The sequence below is a fragment of the Psychrobacillus sp. Z3-81 genome (genome assembly GCF_056620325.1).
Map to the genome: position 1 here is coordinate 14184 of NZ_JBWQPU010000009.1, position 13786 is coordinate 27969.

Genomic DNA, 13786 nt, shown 5'->3' on the forward strand with positions numbered 1-13786 from the left:
GAGGAGATTTATGGTGAATGTAAAATTAGCAGCAGAAGTATATAGAATAGGGCTTGTAATTGGCTTTTTTACGAAACAAGAAGTGATAAAGTGGGCAGATAGCGTGATTGAAATCCTTGATAATCCACCCTATGAAATAATTGATTTATCTTTATCCTCCAAATTAAATACGGAGAAATTTATGTGGAAATTAGAGTCGATTAAAGGAGAAGTGGAACAGGATCTACCTCCTAAGATACTATTGGGTTTATTACGTGATACCCTAGATAGACAACAAGATATAAGTACTGTGGTTGAAAAAATGGATCAGTTAATTCAGTATCTACCAGAGAACTGCGAACCGATAGAGATGGAAATTCACTATTTATCAGATGCATTTTATTTAGCCAAAAATGAAATTTATAGAGACTTAAAGAGTGTGAGAGGGGAAATAGAAGACTTTCTAGATGAATTTGTGGAGTTTAGCGACGATTTTGCTAAAGGAAATATACAATAAGCTACGGTACTTAACTTAGAAAGGTAGGATAGATGATAAATGGATCAGCCAACCCTAAGGGAAATAATTGATAGAGTGGAATTAGTGCTAAATGGCGAATTGACAAGGGAAGAAGTATCTGATTGGGCTTTGTCTTATGTAATGGCTGATGAACCAACGATTGAAGATGAAAATGTTTGGGATTTGCTAATATTAATTAGTGGGATAGATAAACGAGATTCTGCTATTTCTTATTTACATAACGAAGAGGATTTGAAGGCTTGGATAGAGCGAGCGAAGGCATTGGAGTAAGCAGTAAAAAAAATTATACGTTCAAGAAGGTGCGCTATGTTAGATATGGAAAAAGTAGATGAAATGGTACAATCATTCATACAAGAAACCCCAACTTTAACAAATGGGTATGACTTAATAGAAGAGTATGTAAGGGAAATGAATCAAACAGTAGATTTACGTAACTTTAACAAACAACTATCTACTAGCTATAAACAATTCGAGAATTGGCTTACTCAATTATTTGAGCAAGAGAAAGTACAAGAGGGTATTCAAGCTTTTCTTTTTGGTCTATTTGAAAATGAAGAGGGCATTCAGCTTTATATTACAGGTTCCACAGAATGGGAATTCGACGATGATGATTGGGCAAGTAATAATGATTATTTCCCTGAAAGTAGGTATCCTCGTATAACTCTCTATCATGATTTGTATGATTTTTGGGATGATAAGTTTTACGTAGGATTATTTCTAACCCTTTCGTCAACTATCATTTTTGCCAATACATATCTGATTGCCAATCCTTCAAAATTTCCTGAAGAAATAGTCTTGGTAACAGGATTTGATGATGGAGATTTATATAATTTCTCTCTAAAGAAAGAAAATAAAATAACCTGTTTCGTTAACTAACCTTAGGTTTAGCTAAAAGATTCGCAATACATAGAAGGAGAAACATGGAAAGTAGTAAGACAAAATATGGTATAATTAGATAGCAACCATAGGCATTCATGGGCGGCGGCATATCTTTCTTTTCACTCACTTACTCAGTGAGAGGGAGGAGGTGGTGCTGATGACAATAGAACAAGCATTAAATCTGATGATTTCGTTTGCCACGTTAATCGTCGCGATCATTGCTTTGTCATTTACTTTTACGAAAAAAAAGTAAACCGCCCATAGCCTCCAAGCAATGGCGGTTTACTATACGCTATGCTGTTCGCCTTTGAAGCGAACTATGATGTTGCAAAAGACTGTCGGTGTTGACGCACCAGCAGTCTTTTTTAATATACTCTTACCTTACCCATATTATAACATACCAATCTCTATTTTCAATTAATTCAATGGTTATTAGAGACTTGTGGTACAAAAATTGAAATTTTTGGAACATATTTTTCTTCTCTTACTTTAATGAGCTTGAGGATTAATAATTAGAGGAATGTTGGAAGAGATATTCATGATAAATAATTTAAAATTCACAAAAAGTGGTATAATTTAGGGAGCAACCATAGGCATTCATGGGCGGCAGCATATCTTTCTTTTCGCTCACTTTCTCAGTGAGAGGGAGGGGGTGTTGCTGATGACAATAGAACAAGCATTAAATCTGATGATTTCGTTTGCCACGTTAATCGTAGCAATCGTTGCTTTGTCATTTACTTTTACGAAAAAAAAGTAAACCGCCCATAGCCTCTAAGCAAGTGGTCGGTTTACTAGATCATGTGCTGTTCGCCTTTGAAGCGAACTATGATGTTGCGAAAGACTGTTGGTGTTGACGCACCAGCAGTCTTTTTTAATATACTCTTACCTTACCCATATTATAACATACCAATCTCTATTTTCAATTAATTCAGTAGTATTAGGATAGAGATATATCCTTATTAAATGATTTCGTAATAATCGTTTTCTTAAAGGTTATCTACTAATGGAAGTAACCGATTAATTTTCTGAGAAGTGGGTAGGTCACCATAATCTCCACTAAATTCCTGATACAATTGGAAGAAAAATTTCGCGGCTAATAGTAAGGATTTTAACAATTCTTTTTCTGGCACTTTACTTACATAGTAATCAGAGTAGTTAAAGATAATATGACTATCATCCGTTTTTTTCAGGGAAAAGTATGGCTCTCTCGATACCTTTTGTGTTTCTTCTGGTAGTATAGTCAAGTAATCACCAATTAGATCCACCCAAATTATCCAATACAAAGGAAAGCGTTCTATGATTTCATCGTCCATTATTACTTGGTCACCAGAAGTGATTAGGATGCAACCGTAGATATTTCCGCCACGTTCAAATATATTTCTTATCTTCTCTCTATTCTCGTTATCTTCTATTGCAAGATAATATTTTTTCATATGTTCATAGCCCACATACCCAGGTCTGTTAATACTCGGATTTGATATATATGTTTGTACAGTGATCATTTATATCATCCATTTGGTGAGATATCTTTTATTTGATTCTAGTTTAAAAAAGATCTCAGAACAAAAGGGGCTACTAACAAAACAATGGATATGGAAATAAGTAAACGGGTTACTGGTTTTGAAAACTTTTCTCTCCCCGGTCCTTGATACCATCCACTAAATTGAAGTTTATTTCTATAGAGAATGAACAGCAGAGTAAGTATGCCCAAACCACCTAGCAATCCATATTGTTCAGCATGAAACCCCTCATAGATATTCAATAAAATATATCCAAAAAATCCGCCGACGAACATAAATAGTAAAATTATTCGTATTAACTCTAATAAAATTCTCATGTCTCTCTCCTAACTTGACATTCTTTTTATTAGACACTATCGTAACATTAATTTTTGTAAAATTGGAGAAAATATCAAAAGGTGCCACCATTCTCTGGCAGCACCCACTCGAAAATTTTGAATATGTATTAAACAACTTTGTTTAAGTGTTTTAATTCTATTTGACTCCGATTCTATGTATTATCTAATACTCATTGGCTATTTGAACTTCTATTATCAAATTATTATCACCTATATTTCAAGTTTTCCTTTATCCGTGCTATGTTCCTCTTTTCTCAGACAATGCGAAGTTCTTGTTCCATTTCTATCTTTCAGCTAAGGTAAAATACGGAATCAACACATCTCCCCAATCTGTTAGCGAACCAGAAATCACAACATTATTTGACTGCATAATATTTTTTCTCATCAATTCTATTCGCTCATTAATAGGACTCTTATGTGTGAATTGGGGGTTGGTAGGCATCCAAAAATAATTGTCTGTATCCATAAATGTATATCCTAATTCTTCGTAAATCTTTTTTCCTAATGTTGTCGTTCCAGACCCAGATGCACCATTCAAATTTGTTTACTTCTTATTTCACTATTTTGATATCTTTTGTTAAATTGGACATCATTCCGTATAACAACCGCATATTCTTTTCAGCGACTTCCATTTTGCTTATATCAATTGTGGTTGAGTTATACAAATCATTCAAATAGAATACTGCCATGCCCATAAATGGGTCTTTTGTTTCTTTCATTGCATACTGCATATTTGCTGAGGCATTATTTGCCATAGTTCTAACTATATATCCGAAATTTTCAAATGATGGTTTCCCTTTTGTTGCGTTTTCAAAGTTGGTAATCGATTTGTTGATAATGGTGTTTACCGTATCTAAACTTGTTATGCTATTAAGATGCAATTTCAAAAAACCATAAAAATATCCCGCGCTAACCGCCATGGACTGCACATCATCTACATCATCAAACCCTCTAAGTTTGCCAATAGCTTCAACTGCGGCAATCATCATCTGCATAGACATATCATCTACGGAAACTTTCTTTTTTTTACTAAACAATTTCATGTTTTATACCTCCCTTTAATCATTGATTTTATCAAACACTTTTTTGGTATAATAATTATTATACATTCTTCCTTTTTATCCACAAGAAAAAGTGATCTTCTACCTTTTATCAAAAGAGTTTCAATCACTTTTCCATCAAACCACATGTATTTTATCTATCATGGCTTGGTATTTTTATCTTCTGTGTTCGCTTTTCTGCCTCTTTGCGCTTCTGAAATCCTGTCACTTCTGCGATTCTTTCCGGTCCAAAAAACCTCTGCACACGTTGGAAATCTTTCAACGAATCCTTCATTCATTTTTTCTCTTTAAAAGGGTGCGAATTGTAATAATAGTCATTGTAATCAATAAAACCCAAAACAAATACGCCATTATTGTTGCAATATTAAACCCAACGCCAATAATCATCTGATGCATACACTTTTTCTAATCGAAGACCTCTACGGACTTGAAATTGGCGAAATAAACGGAGAAAGTTTGCTTGTGTCTGAACAAGGACTCCAAAGCCTATTTGACCATGCTCAATAAATTGTACCCTTGGCTTGTCAAAAAAAATAACCAAACTGACGGGGAAATTTCGAAAGAAGAATATGATCAGTGGAGATATACATATCCTGAGAGTATTGTGAAGAAAATAATAGAATAAAAACAAAAGAAAACAAAAAGACCTATCTGAAATTTTTCGATTCAGATAGGTCTTATTTTTGGTCTAACACATATAAAAACGGCTCTTTTTAAAAACCATTATCATTTTGTTATCATTCGGGGCTTCCATCCCTCACAAAGCCAGTATTTATGAGGGTTTACAAAAATTTATCTCTATTCCCTTGTACTAATCTAATCGATGTTCTTCATATATATCTTGCTTCGTGATTTCCGCTGCTTTTTGTAATACCTCAGAAGAAACGGATTGCTCATATCCAGCAATCGTATCCTGCAGTTGCTCAGGTGAGCTGGCGCCTGCAATTACGGACCCAGTGACATTTTGCTGAAGGATATATTGAATCGCAAGTGCATTTAATGGCACTCCCAGCTCCTTTAATTCCGTAATTGTATTCTGTAATTGCTCTTCTGAATACGTGAGATATTGCCCCATCTTACTAGCACGAGCTAAACCTTCCTCGGTCAATAAACCCTTCGCAAGGCTACCTCTTGTCAGAAGAGACGCCCCTTTATCCTCGAGCAAATATAGCCATTCCTCTGGGCGTCTATCCAAAAGACTATACTGCATCATCACGGAAACGGCATTACTTTTCTCTAAAAATTGTTGAATAACAGTAGGGCGGATAGAGGAAATGCCGTACTCTCGAATCAAACCTTCTTTTTTGAGCGCCTCAAAGGTATCAATAGCCTCATCGATATTATCCTCCATCGTGCCACCGTGCAATTGATACACATCAATGTAGTCTGTTTGTAGCCTTTTAAGAGATTGGTGAACGGCCGATTGGATCCATTCCTTTGAAGCATCCCAATACCAGCCTTCTCCGTCCTCATTTAAGCGATTCCCAACCTTTGTAGCGAGTATGATATCCTGGCGTCTTTGACGTAAAGCATTTCCAACCACTTCTTCATTTCTTCCACGGTCATACAAATCCGCGGTATCAAAATAATTAATACCGGCATCGAGTGCAATGTCGATAATTTTTTCTGCCGCTTTTAGGTCAGTAGGTAGCGACATACAACCTAATCCTATTTCTGATACTTGTAATGAACTTTTTCCAAGCTGTCTCTTTTCCAAGATTTATCACATCCTTTCCTCCATGGTACAATGACAGTAACAAGGTTTTCAACAGAGAGGAAGTTTCGAATGAAAAAATTTGAAGAAAAAACGATCCAAACGGAAAAAATTTACGACGGGAAGATTATTACATTACAAGTAGATGATGTGGAGCTTCCGAATGGAAAGCAGGGAAAAAGAGAAATCGTCAAGCACCCAGGAGCAGTAGCGATTATCGCTCTGACAATAGACAATAAAATCATCCTAGTCGAGCAATATAGAAAAGCTTTAGAAAGATCCATCGTGGAAATCCCAGCAGGCAAAATTGATAAAGGGGAGGCACCTGAGAAAACTGCTCTCCGAGAACTAGAAGAGGAAACCGGCTACACCACATCCCATTTAGAATACATCCAATCCTTTGCGACCTCTCCAGGCTTCGCAGATGAAATTATCCATCTATATTTCGCCAAAGATATCGAAAAAGTAGAATTTCCACGCGCAATGGATGAAGATGAATTCGTGGAACTAATGCATCTTTCCATCGAAGAAATGGGAGAGCTAGTAAAAAGCGGCGCAATCTACGACGCCAAAACAGCCTTTGCTTACATTTGGTTAAAGGATTATTTGGGGAATTAAGCATGTGTAACTTTGTGTATTATTTCAGATGTGGAGAATAATGTTCTTATACTTGCGGGGCAGCTGGTTTAAAAGAATATAGGGGGGAAAGTTGAATTTCGTCATAATAATATTTTCTTTCTTCCTTTCGACGATTGTATCTGTTTGGATATTAAAAAAGAAAAGTAACAAATGGATTAGCATGTTTTCAGCGTTTATAATAAATTTTTTGTTTTTATCCGGAACAACATGGGTTCTATATAGTATAGATGATGAAGCAAAAATATTTGGTTTTGGGCATTCTGGTCTTTATGTCTTGATATTTGCTATTCCCATAATAACTTGGGTTAACTTTTTAATTCTTCAATTTGTAAAAAAAAGGGATAAATCATGGAATTGAGTTAACCTTATTCGACTAACAGTAAAGATAGAAAAGGCTTAGGATTAAAAACAATTATAAATAGGGTCGACTTCATGCAAGAATCCTCAACCTACCATATTTGATTGCCCTATCATTAAAAGATTTTATCATACTATTTCCATCCCTTTATTCAATAGTCTAATTAAACTTCCCTATTATATAGTCTAAGTAGACTATCGTCAAATTGTTCAAAAAAAACAGAATGAATAATGGAATAATAATAGGAATAAGTAAATAGGAAATCCAAAGTGGGGAATGGTTTGTATTTTCGAACATAGCTGATTAAGAAGTCTGACTCTTATGGAAAATTATGGTATAATCAGATGGGGATAAGCCTCACTTTGAATCTAAGGGGATTATGTAAATGGGAGTAATAGAATCGTTCATTTTTGCAGCTGGATTTACATTTTTAAGAGTACTCCTTGATAAAGACTATAAAAGACCAGCGAGCAACTGGCTATTTATTAGAGAGATTTTATTGTTTACTTTGTTCACATTTGTACTAACGAACCTAATAGAATTAGTGTTCTGAATGCTGTTTTAGATAGGGGGGTAAAGATTGAAGAAAATAAAAATCCTAGGAAGTTTAATTTTGTTGTTTTTGGTTGGTTGTTCAAATGAAGAGGAATACACTACAGTAATTTCTGAGTATGAAGAACAGATTGATAACTTAAAAAAAGAAAATGAAAAATTAAAAGATGAACTGCTTGAAATGCAAGGAGATTATAGCAGCTCTTTGCAAACGACTGATAGAGATTCCAGAAGGATTATGAGGTTAATTGCAAAAGAAGATTTTGAAACTTTAAGAACAGAATATGGAGATGTATTTGAAGTAAAAGACAACTTTATACACTTTAAAGAACCAGGCGACAATATACCTTTTCCCATTAATCTTGCGGGACAACCGATGTTCATAGGTTTCTTCAATAAGCATTCTGAGGCAACAGAAATCAGTTATTATATTGAAATGCCTGACACGGGCGAATATGCCTTGACTGTGTTCCATTTTGATAAAGAAGGTAAATTTAAGCATATCCTTTTTGGGACTAGATAAAATTAAAGACGGAATATTGGGGACGCCCGATATTCCATCTTTTAAGTAGCTCCAGATTAATCTAGTAATGTAGCCACATAGTTTTTAAGGGCCTTTGCAATTAACTTTCCAGTAGTATTTTGTTTTGTACACTTTGTATTTATATTTATGAAAAGAAGCGACCGGCGGCGACTCCTGTGGGATGAGTGAGACAGATGAGACAGCACACCGACACGCGTAAGCGGCCGGTGCTGGCTCATCGCTCACCCCACGGAAAGCGTCCGCCAGGAAGCGACTATATTTTAACACCAGCAGTTAATCTATAAGAAGGTATTTAAAGTTGGGTTACAGAAGATTTTAGACTTTATTTTTCATACAGGTTGGAAAACTATGAACGTCCCATCGTATGACAACTTTTTCCTGACCAACATCCTGTGGGCCTAACAGAGAGCGTCTGCCAAGAAGCACCTATATTCTAACATCATCAGTTAATCTAAAAGAAGGTATTTAAATAGTAGTTTACGTTCAAGCAAATTAGCAGTCCCCCAAAAACTATCTCAAATCTATCATGTTTAAAATAGTACAAGCATAGGATGGGAATAGACAGGGGGTGTTCCAAGATGAACCAGACTTTCACTATACTCATTTCATTATGCATACTTGTCAGCAGCTTCGCTGGCGGCCTACTCGTTTTCGAAAAAAGTACACCAGAACAGCAGCAATGGATCATTAACCTCTTAGACTCCAGAGTTTTACTAGAGGGACAACCGTCATTCCTTGATACCATTCTTCCACACGTACTCGTAGCCATCGTGTTCTTCTTGTTTTATCAGCATCGTTATCTGCAAAGAGCCGTATTACTAATCTGTGCCTTTAAAATAACCTTCTACGGCTTCTGTTCCAGCTACCTGCTACAAATACAAGACTCCACCTTTCCCTATGTATTTTGGTGGTTCCCATTTCAACTGATTTATTGCTTACTACTACTCGTGCTCTCGCACAAGATTAATTTGTTTACAATCGCCATCTATGGAATTACTATAATAATAGAATTCTTGTTACTGCCATTTATACTACCTAATAATTAATATTAAATTATAATTATTATTGGTTGAATCTCTTGTCAGAGGAAATCAATTATTGGTATAATGGAGGAAGTTAAGGAGGCGTCATATGGAAAGCCGTATTGAGCGTATAAAAAAACAATTATCTGGTGCGAGCTATAAACTGACGCCACAGCGTGAAGCGACAGTGAGAGTTTTGCTTGAAAATGAAGAAGATCATTTAAGTGCGGAAGATGTTTTCTTACTAGTTAGAGAAAAATCTCCAGATATTGGGCTTGCAACAGTTTATCGAACACTTGAATTATTAAATGAACTAAATGTCGTAGATAAAATCCAATTTGGTGATGGCGTCTCTCGATATGATTTAAGACAAGAGGGAGCTACCCATTTTCATCATCATCTTGTCTGCATTGAATGTGGAGCGGTGGATGAAATTCAGGAAGATCTGCTAGAAGACGTGGAAGCTATTGTAGAGGAAAGATGGAACTTCCTTATAAAAGACCACCGGTTAACGTTTCACGGAATTTGTCATCGTTGCCAAGATAAATAGAAAAGGATAGCTGCTGGCTATCTTTTTTTTGTTTCATGAGTTTATAACTTATGGATTAGTGAGTCGGCTGGCGAGTAGAGTGGAGAGAGGAATTACAACATTATGTTGGATCTTTACAATATACTGGTCTGTTTTTACAACATTAAGGCTCAGAATTACAACATTAATGGAATATCTGCTGCTTAGCCAGAGAGAAATTACAACATTACTTCTCATTTTTACAACATACTGCTCTCTTTTTACAACATTAAAGCTAAAAATTACAACATTAGGAGAGCAGACTGCTTGGGCGGAGAGGAATTTCAACATTACGTCTCATTTTTACAACATTAACACTCCGAATTACAACATTAGCCGAGCCGAATAGTAAGGAGTAGAATAAATAATCAGTGACCTTATACATACCAACAGCAAGAGTAGGAGGGATTCTATGAAGGAAGGTTTATCTCAATTAGAGGATTATTTGCATTTTTTGAGGATTGAAAGACAGTTAGCGGAAAATACTATAGTGTCTTATAAAAAAGATTTGACTGATTATTTAAACTCTATCTTGGAGCGACAGCATTTACAAAGCTTAGATGAGGTAGATAGAACAAATATTGTGATGCACTTGCGGTATTTGAAGGAAAGTGGGAAATCGCCAAGGTCGATTGCTCGACATATATCTTCTATTAAATCTTTTCATCAATTTTTACTGAGAGAAAAAGTTACGAATACAGATCCGACCATTCATCTGGAACAGCCCCAAATTGATCAAAAGTTACCAAACTTTTTATCTGTGGAGGAGCTAAATCGTCTGTTAGAGGCAATTGATACTTCGAAACCACAGGGAATAAGAGACCTTGCGATGTTTGAACTGATGTATGCAAGTGGTATGCGTATAAGTGAGTGCGTAAACTTAGATATGGAAGATCTTCATTTGAATATGGGATTTGTTCGTGTTTTTGGAAAGGGTGGTAAGGAGCGCATCATTCCACTTGGCGGGGCAGCGATCAGGGCTTGTTCTTTATACTTAGAAGAAGGTAGGCCGAAGCTAGTAAAGCCAGATGCTCGTACGAATGCCATCTTTATTAATCAAAGAGGCAAGCGACTAACCAGACAGGGGATATGGAAATTATTAAACAAGCATGTTCAGCAGGCTGGTATCCATAAGGAGATTACCCCCCACGTTCTAAGGCACTCATTTGCCACCCATTTAATCGAAAATGGAGCAGATTTACGGTCAGTTCAAGAAATGCTTGGACATGCAGATATTTCAACCACACAGATTTATACCCACGTGAGCAAGAAACGCTTAAAAGAAGTGTATAAGCAATTTCATCCGCGTGCATAAGGTCAGAAGTCTGACATGTAAATTCTGTGGCTTTTTGATATAATTAACGGGTAACTAGGAGGTTATGTATTTATGGGAAATTTTAAACGTGTACACGTAATTGTAATGGATTCTGTTGGAATCGGAGAAGCTCCCGATGCTGGTTCTTTTGGGGACAAAGGCTCTCATACACTAGGTCATATCGCAGAAGAGATGAATGGACTTCAAATGCCAGAAATGCAAAAGCTTGGACTTGGGAATATTGAGCCTTTAAAAGGGATCGACCCAGTAGATAGTCCAATTGCATACTACGGAAAGATGCAAGAGGCCTCTGTTGGAAAAGATACGATGACTGGTCACTGGGAAATCATGGGGTTAAATATTGACAAACCTTTTAAGGTTTACCCAAACGGATTCCCTCAAGAGCTAATTGCTGCCTTGGAAGAAAAGACTGGCAGAAAGGTAATTGGAAACAAACCTGCTAGCGGTACAGAAATTCTAGATGAGCTAGGAGAAGAGCATATGAAAACTGGGGCTATCATTGTATACACCTCAGCTGATCCAGTTCTTCAGATAGCTGCTCATGAAGAGGTTATTCCTTTAGAGGAGCTATACCGTATCTGTGAAATTGCTCGTGAACTTACGCTAACCGAAGAGTTTCTAGTTGGTCGTATCATAGCTCGTCCATTTGTTGGAAAACCAGGAGCTTTTGTACGGACATCCAATCGACACGATTATGCATTAAAGCCGTTTGGTCGCACAGCGATGAACGAGCTAAAAGATGCTGGTTATGATGTGATTGCACTAGGAAAGATTCATGATATCTATAATGGTGAGGGTATTACAGCAAGTGAAAGAACGAAGGATAACATGGATGGTATGGACAAATTTATTGCAACATTAAAAAAAGAATTTACCGGTTTATCGTTCTTGAATCTTGTAGACTTTGATGCGCTGTACGGACATAGACGAGATGCATTAGGATATGGGAAAGCATTAGAAGAGTACGATGCTCGACTTAAAGAAGTGTTTCCTAAATTGACGGATGATGATTTACTGATTATCACCGCAGACCATGGAAATGACCCAACTATGCCTGGTACAGATCATACGCGTGAATATGTGCCATTACTTGTATACTCCACACGCTTTAAAGAGCCAAAACAGCTGCCTCTACGAATGACGTTTGCTGATATTGGTGCAACTGTTGTCGACAACTTTGGCGTAGAGAAAACGGCATTTGGAGAGAGCTTTTTATCGTTATTAAAGTAAAGGAAGTGTTTGTATGAGAATGATTGATGTTATTGAGAAAAAAAGAGAAGGCTTCGCATTAACGAAGGAAGAGATTAATTTCTTTGTAAACGGATACACGGACGGCTCTATCCCTGATTATCAAGTAAGTGCGCTTTTAATGGCAATTTACCTGCAAGGAATGAATGAAGAAGAACGTACGAACTTGACGATGGCGATGGTGAACTCTGGAGAGCAAATCGACTTGTCTGCTATTGAAGGGATTAAGGTCGATAAGCACTCTACCGGTGGAGTTGGCGATACGACAACGCTTGTTCTAGGACCTCTTGTGGCAGCTTGTGGTGTCCCAGTTGCGAAGATGAGCGGACGAGGACTTGGCCACACTGGTGGAACGATTGATAAATTAGAGGCAATCGAAGGTTTCCACGTGGAGCTTTCTCCAGAAGAATTTGTGAAGCAGGTAAATGAGCTGAAGCTTGCTGTAATAGGGCAAAGCGGAAACTTAACTCCAGCGGATAAAAAGCTATATGCGCTTCGTGATGTGACAGCTACAGTTAGTAGTATCCCGTTAATCGCTAGCTCTATTATGAGTAAGAAAATTGCTGCAGGAGCAGGTGCAATCGTTTTAGATGTGAAAACCGGTGAAGGGGCTTTCATGAAAACGACTGATGATGCTAGAGAACTTGCAAAAGCGATGGTTCAAATTGGTAATAGCGTAGGTAGAAAAACGATGGCAATCATCTCTGATATGTCTCAACCGCTTGGACGTGCAATTGGTAACTCTTTGGAGGTTATCGAGGCAATCGATACACTAAAAGGAAACGGCCCTGAGGACTTAACGGAGCTTTGCTTAACACTCGGCAGCCAAATGGTTGTTGTTGGTGGAAAGGCATCTACGTTAGAAGAGGCTAGAGCAATGCTTGAAAAAGTAATAGAGGACGGCTCGGCATTACGCATCTTCAAGGAATTTATCAAATGGCAAGGTGGAAATGATGCCGTAGTGGATGACGTTTCTTTATTGCCAAAAGCGAAATTTACATTCGAGGTTCCTGCAAATAAAAGCGGATATATCACTTATATGGAAGCAGATGAAATCGGAACGGCAGCCATGCTACTAGGTGCTGGTCGTGCGACGAAGGAATCAGAAATCGATTTAGCAGTTGGAATCGTTCTGAATAAAAAAGTAGGAGATCGAGTGGAGCAGGGAGAATCCATTGCGACGATACATGCGAATACAGAGGATGTAGGGCAAGTGCTGACGAAACTGAATGAAAATATTCATATCGAAGCAGAGAAAAAGGATGCTCCTCCATTAGTTTACGAAATAATAACTGAATAGTACGATACCCTTCATAGGCATTTTCCAAAGGTTTAAAAACTTTTGGGAGATGCCTATTTTTTGATTAGAAAATCCAAAATAATCTCATACTAGAAATGTATATCTCCTATGTCGAATAGAGACTAATAAACAATCATTTCTTCTACTTTTGTCATGTGCAAGGAATTCAGGATGGAAGTGTGGAATTGCG

At 37.1% G+C, this 13786-nt stretch carries 18 protein-coding genes; 13 read left to right on the forward strand and 5 right to left on the reverse strand.

Annotation, left to right across the window (positions count from 1 at the left end):
* Nucleotides 1-13 precede the first annotated feature (13 nt).
* From AC1ECF_RS11040 to AC1ECF_RS11060, 5 genes are all read left to right on the forward strand, one after another.
* A complete protein-coding gene (locus tag AC1ECF_RS11040) occupies nt 14-496 on the forward strand; it encodes a hypothetical protein (RefSeq protein WP_480389471.1) in 483 nt (160 codons plus the stop codon).
* Between the two features lie 39 nt (nt 497-535).
* Nucleotides 536-787, forward strand: a complete 252-nt coding sequence (locus AC1ECF_RS11045) for a DNA-binding protein (protein WP_480389472.1) — start codon at nt 536-538, stop codon at nt 785-787.
* Between the two features lie 36 nt (nt 788-823).
* A complete protein-coding gene (locus AC1ECF_RS11050) occupies nt 824-1393 on the forward strand; it encodes a hypothetical protein (protein ID WP_480389473.1) in 570 nt (189 codons plus the stop codon).
* 160 nt (nt 1394-1553) lie between these two features.
* The gene (locus AC1ECF_RS11055) at nt 1554-1649 is read left to right on the forward strand and encodes a putative holin-like toxin (RefSeq protein ID WP_480389474.1); all 96 of its coding nucleotides are present in this window, start codon (nt 1554-1556) and stop codon (nt 1647-1649) included.
* Nucleotides 1650-2057: 408 nt separating this feature from the next.
* Nucleotides 2058-2153, forward strand: a complete 96-nt coding sequence (locus AC1ECF_RS11060) for a putative holin-like toxin (protein ID WP_480389475.1) — start codon at nt 2058-2060, stop codon at nt 2151-2153.
* A 229-nt stretch (nt 2154-2382) separates the two neighbouring features.
* Here the strand turns inward: AC1ECF_RS11060 and AC1ECF_RS11065 are convergent, their stop codons facing one another.
* From AC1ECF_RS11065 to AC1ECF_RS11085, 5 genes are all read right to left on the reverse strand, one after another.
* Nucleotides 2383-2898 carry a hypothetical protein gene (locus AC1ECF_RS11065; RefSeq protein WP_480389476.1) on the reverse strand — a complete coding sequence of 172 codons (516 nt, stop codon included), beginning with the start codon at nt 2896-2898 and terminating at the stop codon, nt 2383-2385.
* A gap of 639 nt (nt 2899-3537) precedes the next feature.
* A complete protein-coding gene (locus tag AC1ECF_RS11070) occupies nt 3538-3792 on the reverse strand; it encodes a P-loop NTPase family protein (RefSeq protein ID WP_480389477.1) in 255 nt (84 codons plus the stop codon).
* Between the two features lie 13 nt (nt 3793-3805).
* Nucleotides 3806-4297, reverse strand: coding sequence for a hypothetical protein (locus AC1ECF_RS11075; protein ID WP_480389478.1), 492 nt, complete (start codon nt 4295-4297; stop codon nt 3806-3808).
* Between the two features lie 151 nt (nt 4298-4448).
* Nucleotides 4449-4589: a hypothetical protein gene (locus AC1ECF_RS11080; protein WP_480389479.1), complete on the reverse strand. Its 141-nt coding sequence runs from the start codon at nt 4587-4589 to the stop codon at nt 4449-4451.
* Nucleotides 4590-5126: 537 nt separating this feature from the next.
* The gene (locus AC1ECF_RS11085; RefSeq protein WP_480389480.1) at nt 5127-6032 is read right to left on the reverse strand and encodes an aldo/keto reductase; all 906 of its coding nucleotides are present in this window, start codon (nt 6030-6032) and stop codon (nt 5127-5129) included.
* A gap of 69 nt (nt 6033-6101) precedes the next feature.
* Between AC1ECF_RS11085 and AC1ECF_RS11090 the strand changes: the two genes are divergently transcribed.
* The 8 genes from AC1ECF_RS11090 to AC1ECF_RS11125 all read left to right on the forward strand — a co-directional run bounded on the left by AC1ECF_RS11090 (nt 6102) and on the right by AC1ECF_RS11125 (nt 13596).
* Nucleotides 6102-6647 (forward strand): NUDIX domain-containing protein, encoded by a 546-nt coding sequence (locus AC1ECF_RS11090; RefSeq protein ID WP_480389481.1) that lies wholly within the window; start codon nt 6102-6104, stop codon nt 6645-6647.
* Between the two features lie 764 nt (nt 6648-7411).
* Nucleotides 7412-7579, forward strand: coding sequence for a hypothetical protein (locus tag AC1ECF_RS11095; protein WP_480389482.1), 168 nt, complete (start codon nt 7412-7414; stop codon nt 7577-7579).
* Nucleotides 7580-7606: 27 nt separating this feature from the next.
* Complete coding sequence (locus AC1ECF_RS11100; protein ID WP_480389483.1) at nt 7607-8101, forward strand: hypothetical protein; 495 nt, start codon at nt 7607-7609, stop codon at nt 8099-8101.
* A 599-nt stretch (nt 8102-8700) separates the two neighbouring features.
* Entirely contained in the window at nt 8701-9168 is a 468-nt protein-coding gene (locus tag AC1ECF_RS11105) for a hypothetical protein (protein WP_480389484.1), read from the forward strand.
* A gap of 85 nt (nt 9169-9253) precedes the next feature.
* Nucleotides 9254-9694, forward strand: a complete 441-nt coding sequence (fur, locus tag AC1ECF_RS11110; RefSeq protein WP_480389485.1) for a ferric iron uptake transcriptional regulator — start codon at nt 9254-9256, stop codon at nt 9692-9694.
* Between the two features lie 430 nt (nt 9695-10124).
* Nucleotides 10125-11027, forward strand: coding sequence for a site-specific tyrosine recombinase XerD (xerD, locus tag AC1ECF_RS11115; protein WP_480389486.1), 903 nt, complete (start codon nt 10125-10127; stop codon nt 11025-11027).
* Nucleotides 11028-11099: 72 nt separating this feature from the next.
* Nucleotides 11100-12278: a phosphopentomutase gene (gene deoB, locus AC1ECF_RS11120; RefSeq protein WP_480389487.1), complete on the forward strand. Its 1179-nt coding sequence runs from the start codon at nt 11100-11102 to the stop codon at nt 12276-12278.
* Between the two features lie 13 nt (nt 12279-12291).
* On the forward strand, nt 12292-13596 hold the full coding sequence (locus tag AC1ECF_RS11125; protein WP_480389488.1) for a pyrimidine-nucleoside phosphorylase: 1305 nt from the start codon (nt 12292-12294) through the stop codon (nt 13594-13596).
* The last annotated feature ends 190 nt before the right edge of the window (nt 13597-13786 follow it).

Excerpts from the sequence above, each read along its gene's own strand:
- AC1ECF_RS11060 (WP_480389475.1), top strand. The coding sequence starts at position 2,058 with ATGACAATAGAACAAGCATTAAATCTGATGATTTCGTTTGCCACGTTA.
- fur (WP_480389485.1), top strand. The coding sequence starts at position 9,254 with ATGGAAAGCCGTATTGAGCGTATAAAAAAACAATTATCTGGTGCGAGC.
- AC1ECF_RS11050 (WP_480389473.1), top strand. The coding sequence starts at position 824 with ATGTTAGATATGGAAAAAGTAGATGAAATGGTACAATCATTCATACAA.
- AC1ECF_RS11065 (WP_480389476.1), bottom strand. The coding sequence starts at position 2,898 with ATGATCACTGTACAAACATATATATCAAATCCGAGTATTAACAGACCT.
- xerD (WP_480389486.1), top strand. The coding sequence starts at position 10,125 with ATGAAGGAAGGTTTATCTCAATTAGAGGATTATTTGCATTTTTTGAGG.
- AC1ECF_RS11105 (WP_480389484.1), top strand. The coding sequence starts at position 8,701 with ATGAACCAGACTTTCACTATACTCATTTCATTATGCATACTTGTCAGC.
- AC1ECF_RS11125 (WP_480389488.1), top strand. The coding sequence starts at position 12,292 with ATGAGAATGATTGATGTTATTGAGAAAAAAAGAGAAGGCTTCGCATTA.
- AC1ECF_RS11075 (WP_480389478.1), bottom strand. The coding sequence starts at position 4,297 with ATGAAATTGTTTAGTAAAAAAAAGAAAGTTTCCGTAGATGATATGTCT.
- AC1ECF_RS11080 (WP_480389479.1), bottom strand. The coding sequence starts at position 4,589 with ATGAAGGATTCGTTGAAAGATTTCCAACGTGTGCAGAGGTTTTTTGGA.
- AC1ECF_RS11095 (WP_480389482.1), top strand. The coding sequence starts at position 7,412 with ATGGGAGTAATAGAATCGTTCATTTTTGCAGCTGGATTTACATTTTTA.
- AC1ECF_RS11055 (WP_480389474.1), top strand. The coding sequence starts at position 1,554 with ATGACAATAGAACAAGCATTAAATCTGATGATTTCGTTTGCCACGTTA.
- AC1ECF_RS11090 (WP_480389481.1), top strand. The coding sequence starts at position 6,102 with ATGAAAAAATTTGAAGAAAAAACGATCCAAACGGAAAAAATTTACGAC.
- deoB (WP_480389487.1), top strand. The coding sequence starts at position 11,100 with ATGGGAAATTTTAAACGTGTACACGTAATTGTAATGGATTCTGTTGGA.
- AC1ECF_RS11045 (WP_480389472.1), top strand. The coding sequence starts at position 536 with ATGGATCAGCCAACCCTAAGGGAAATAATTGATAGAGTGGAATTAGTG.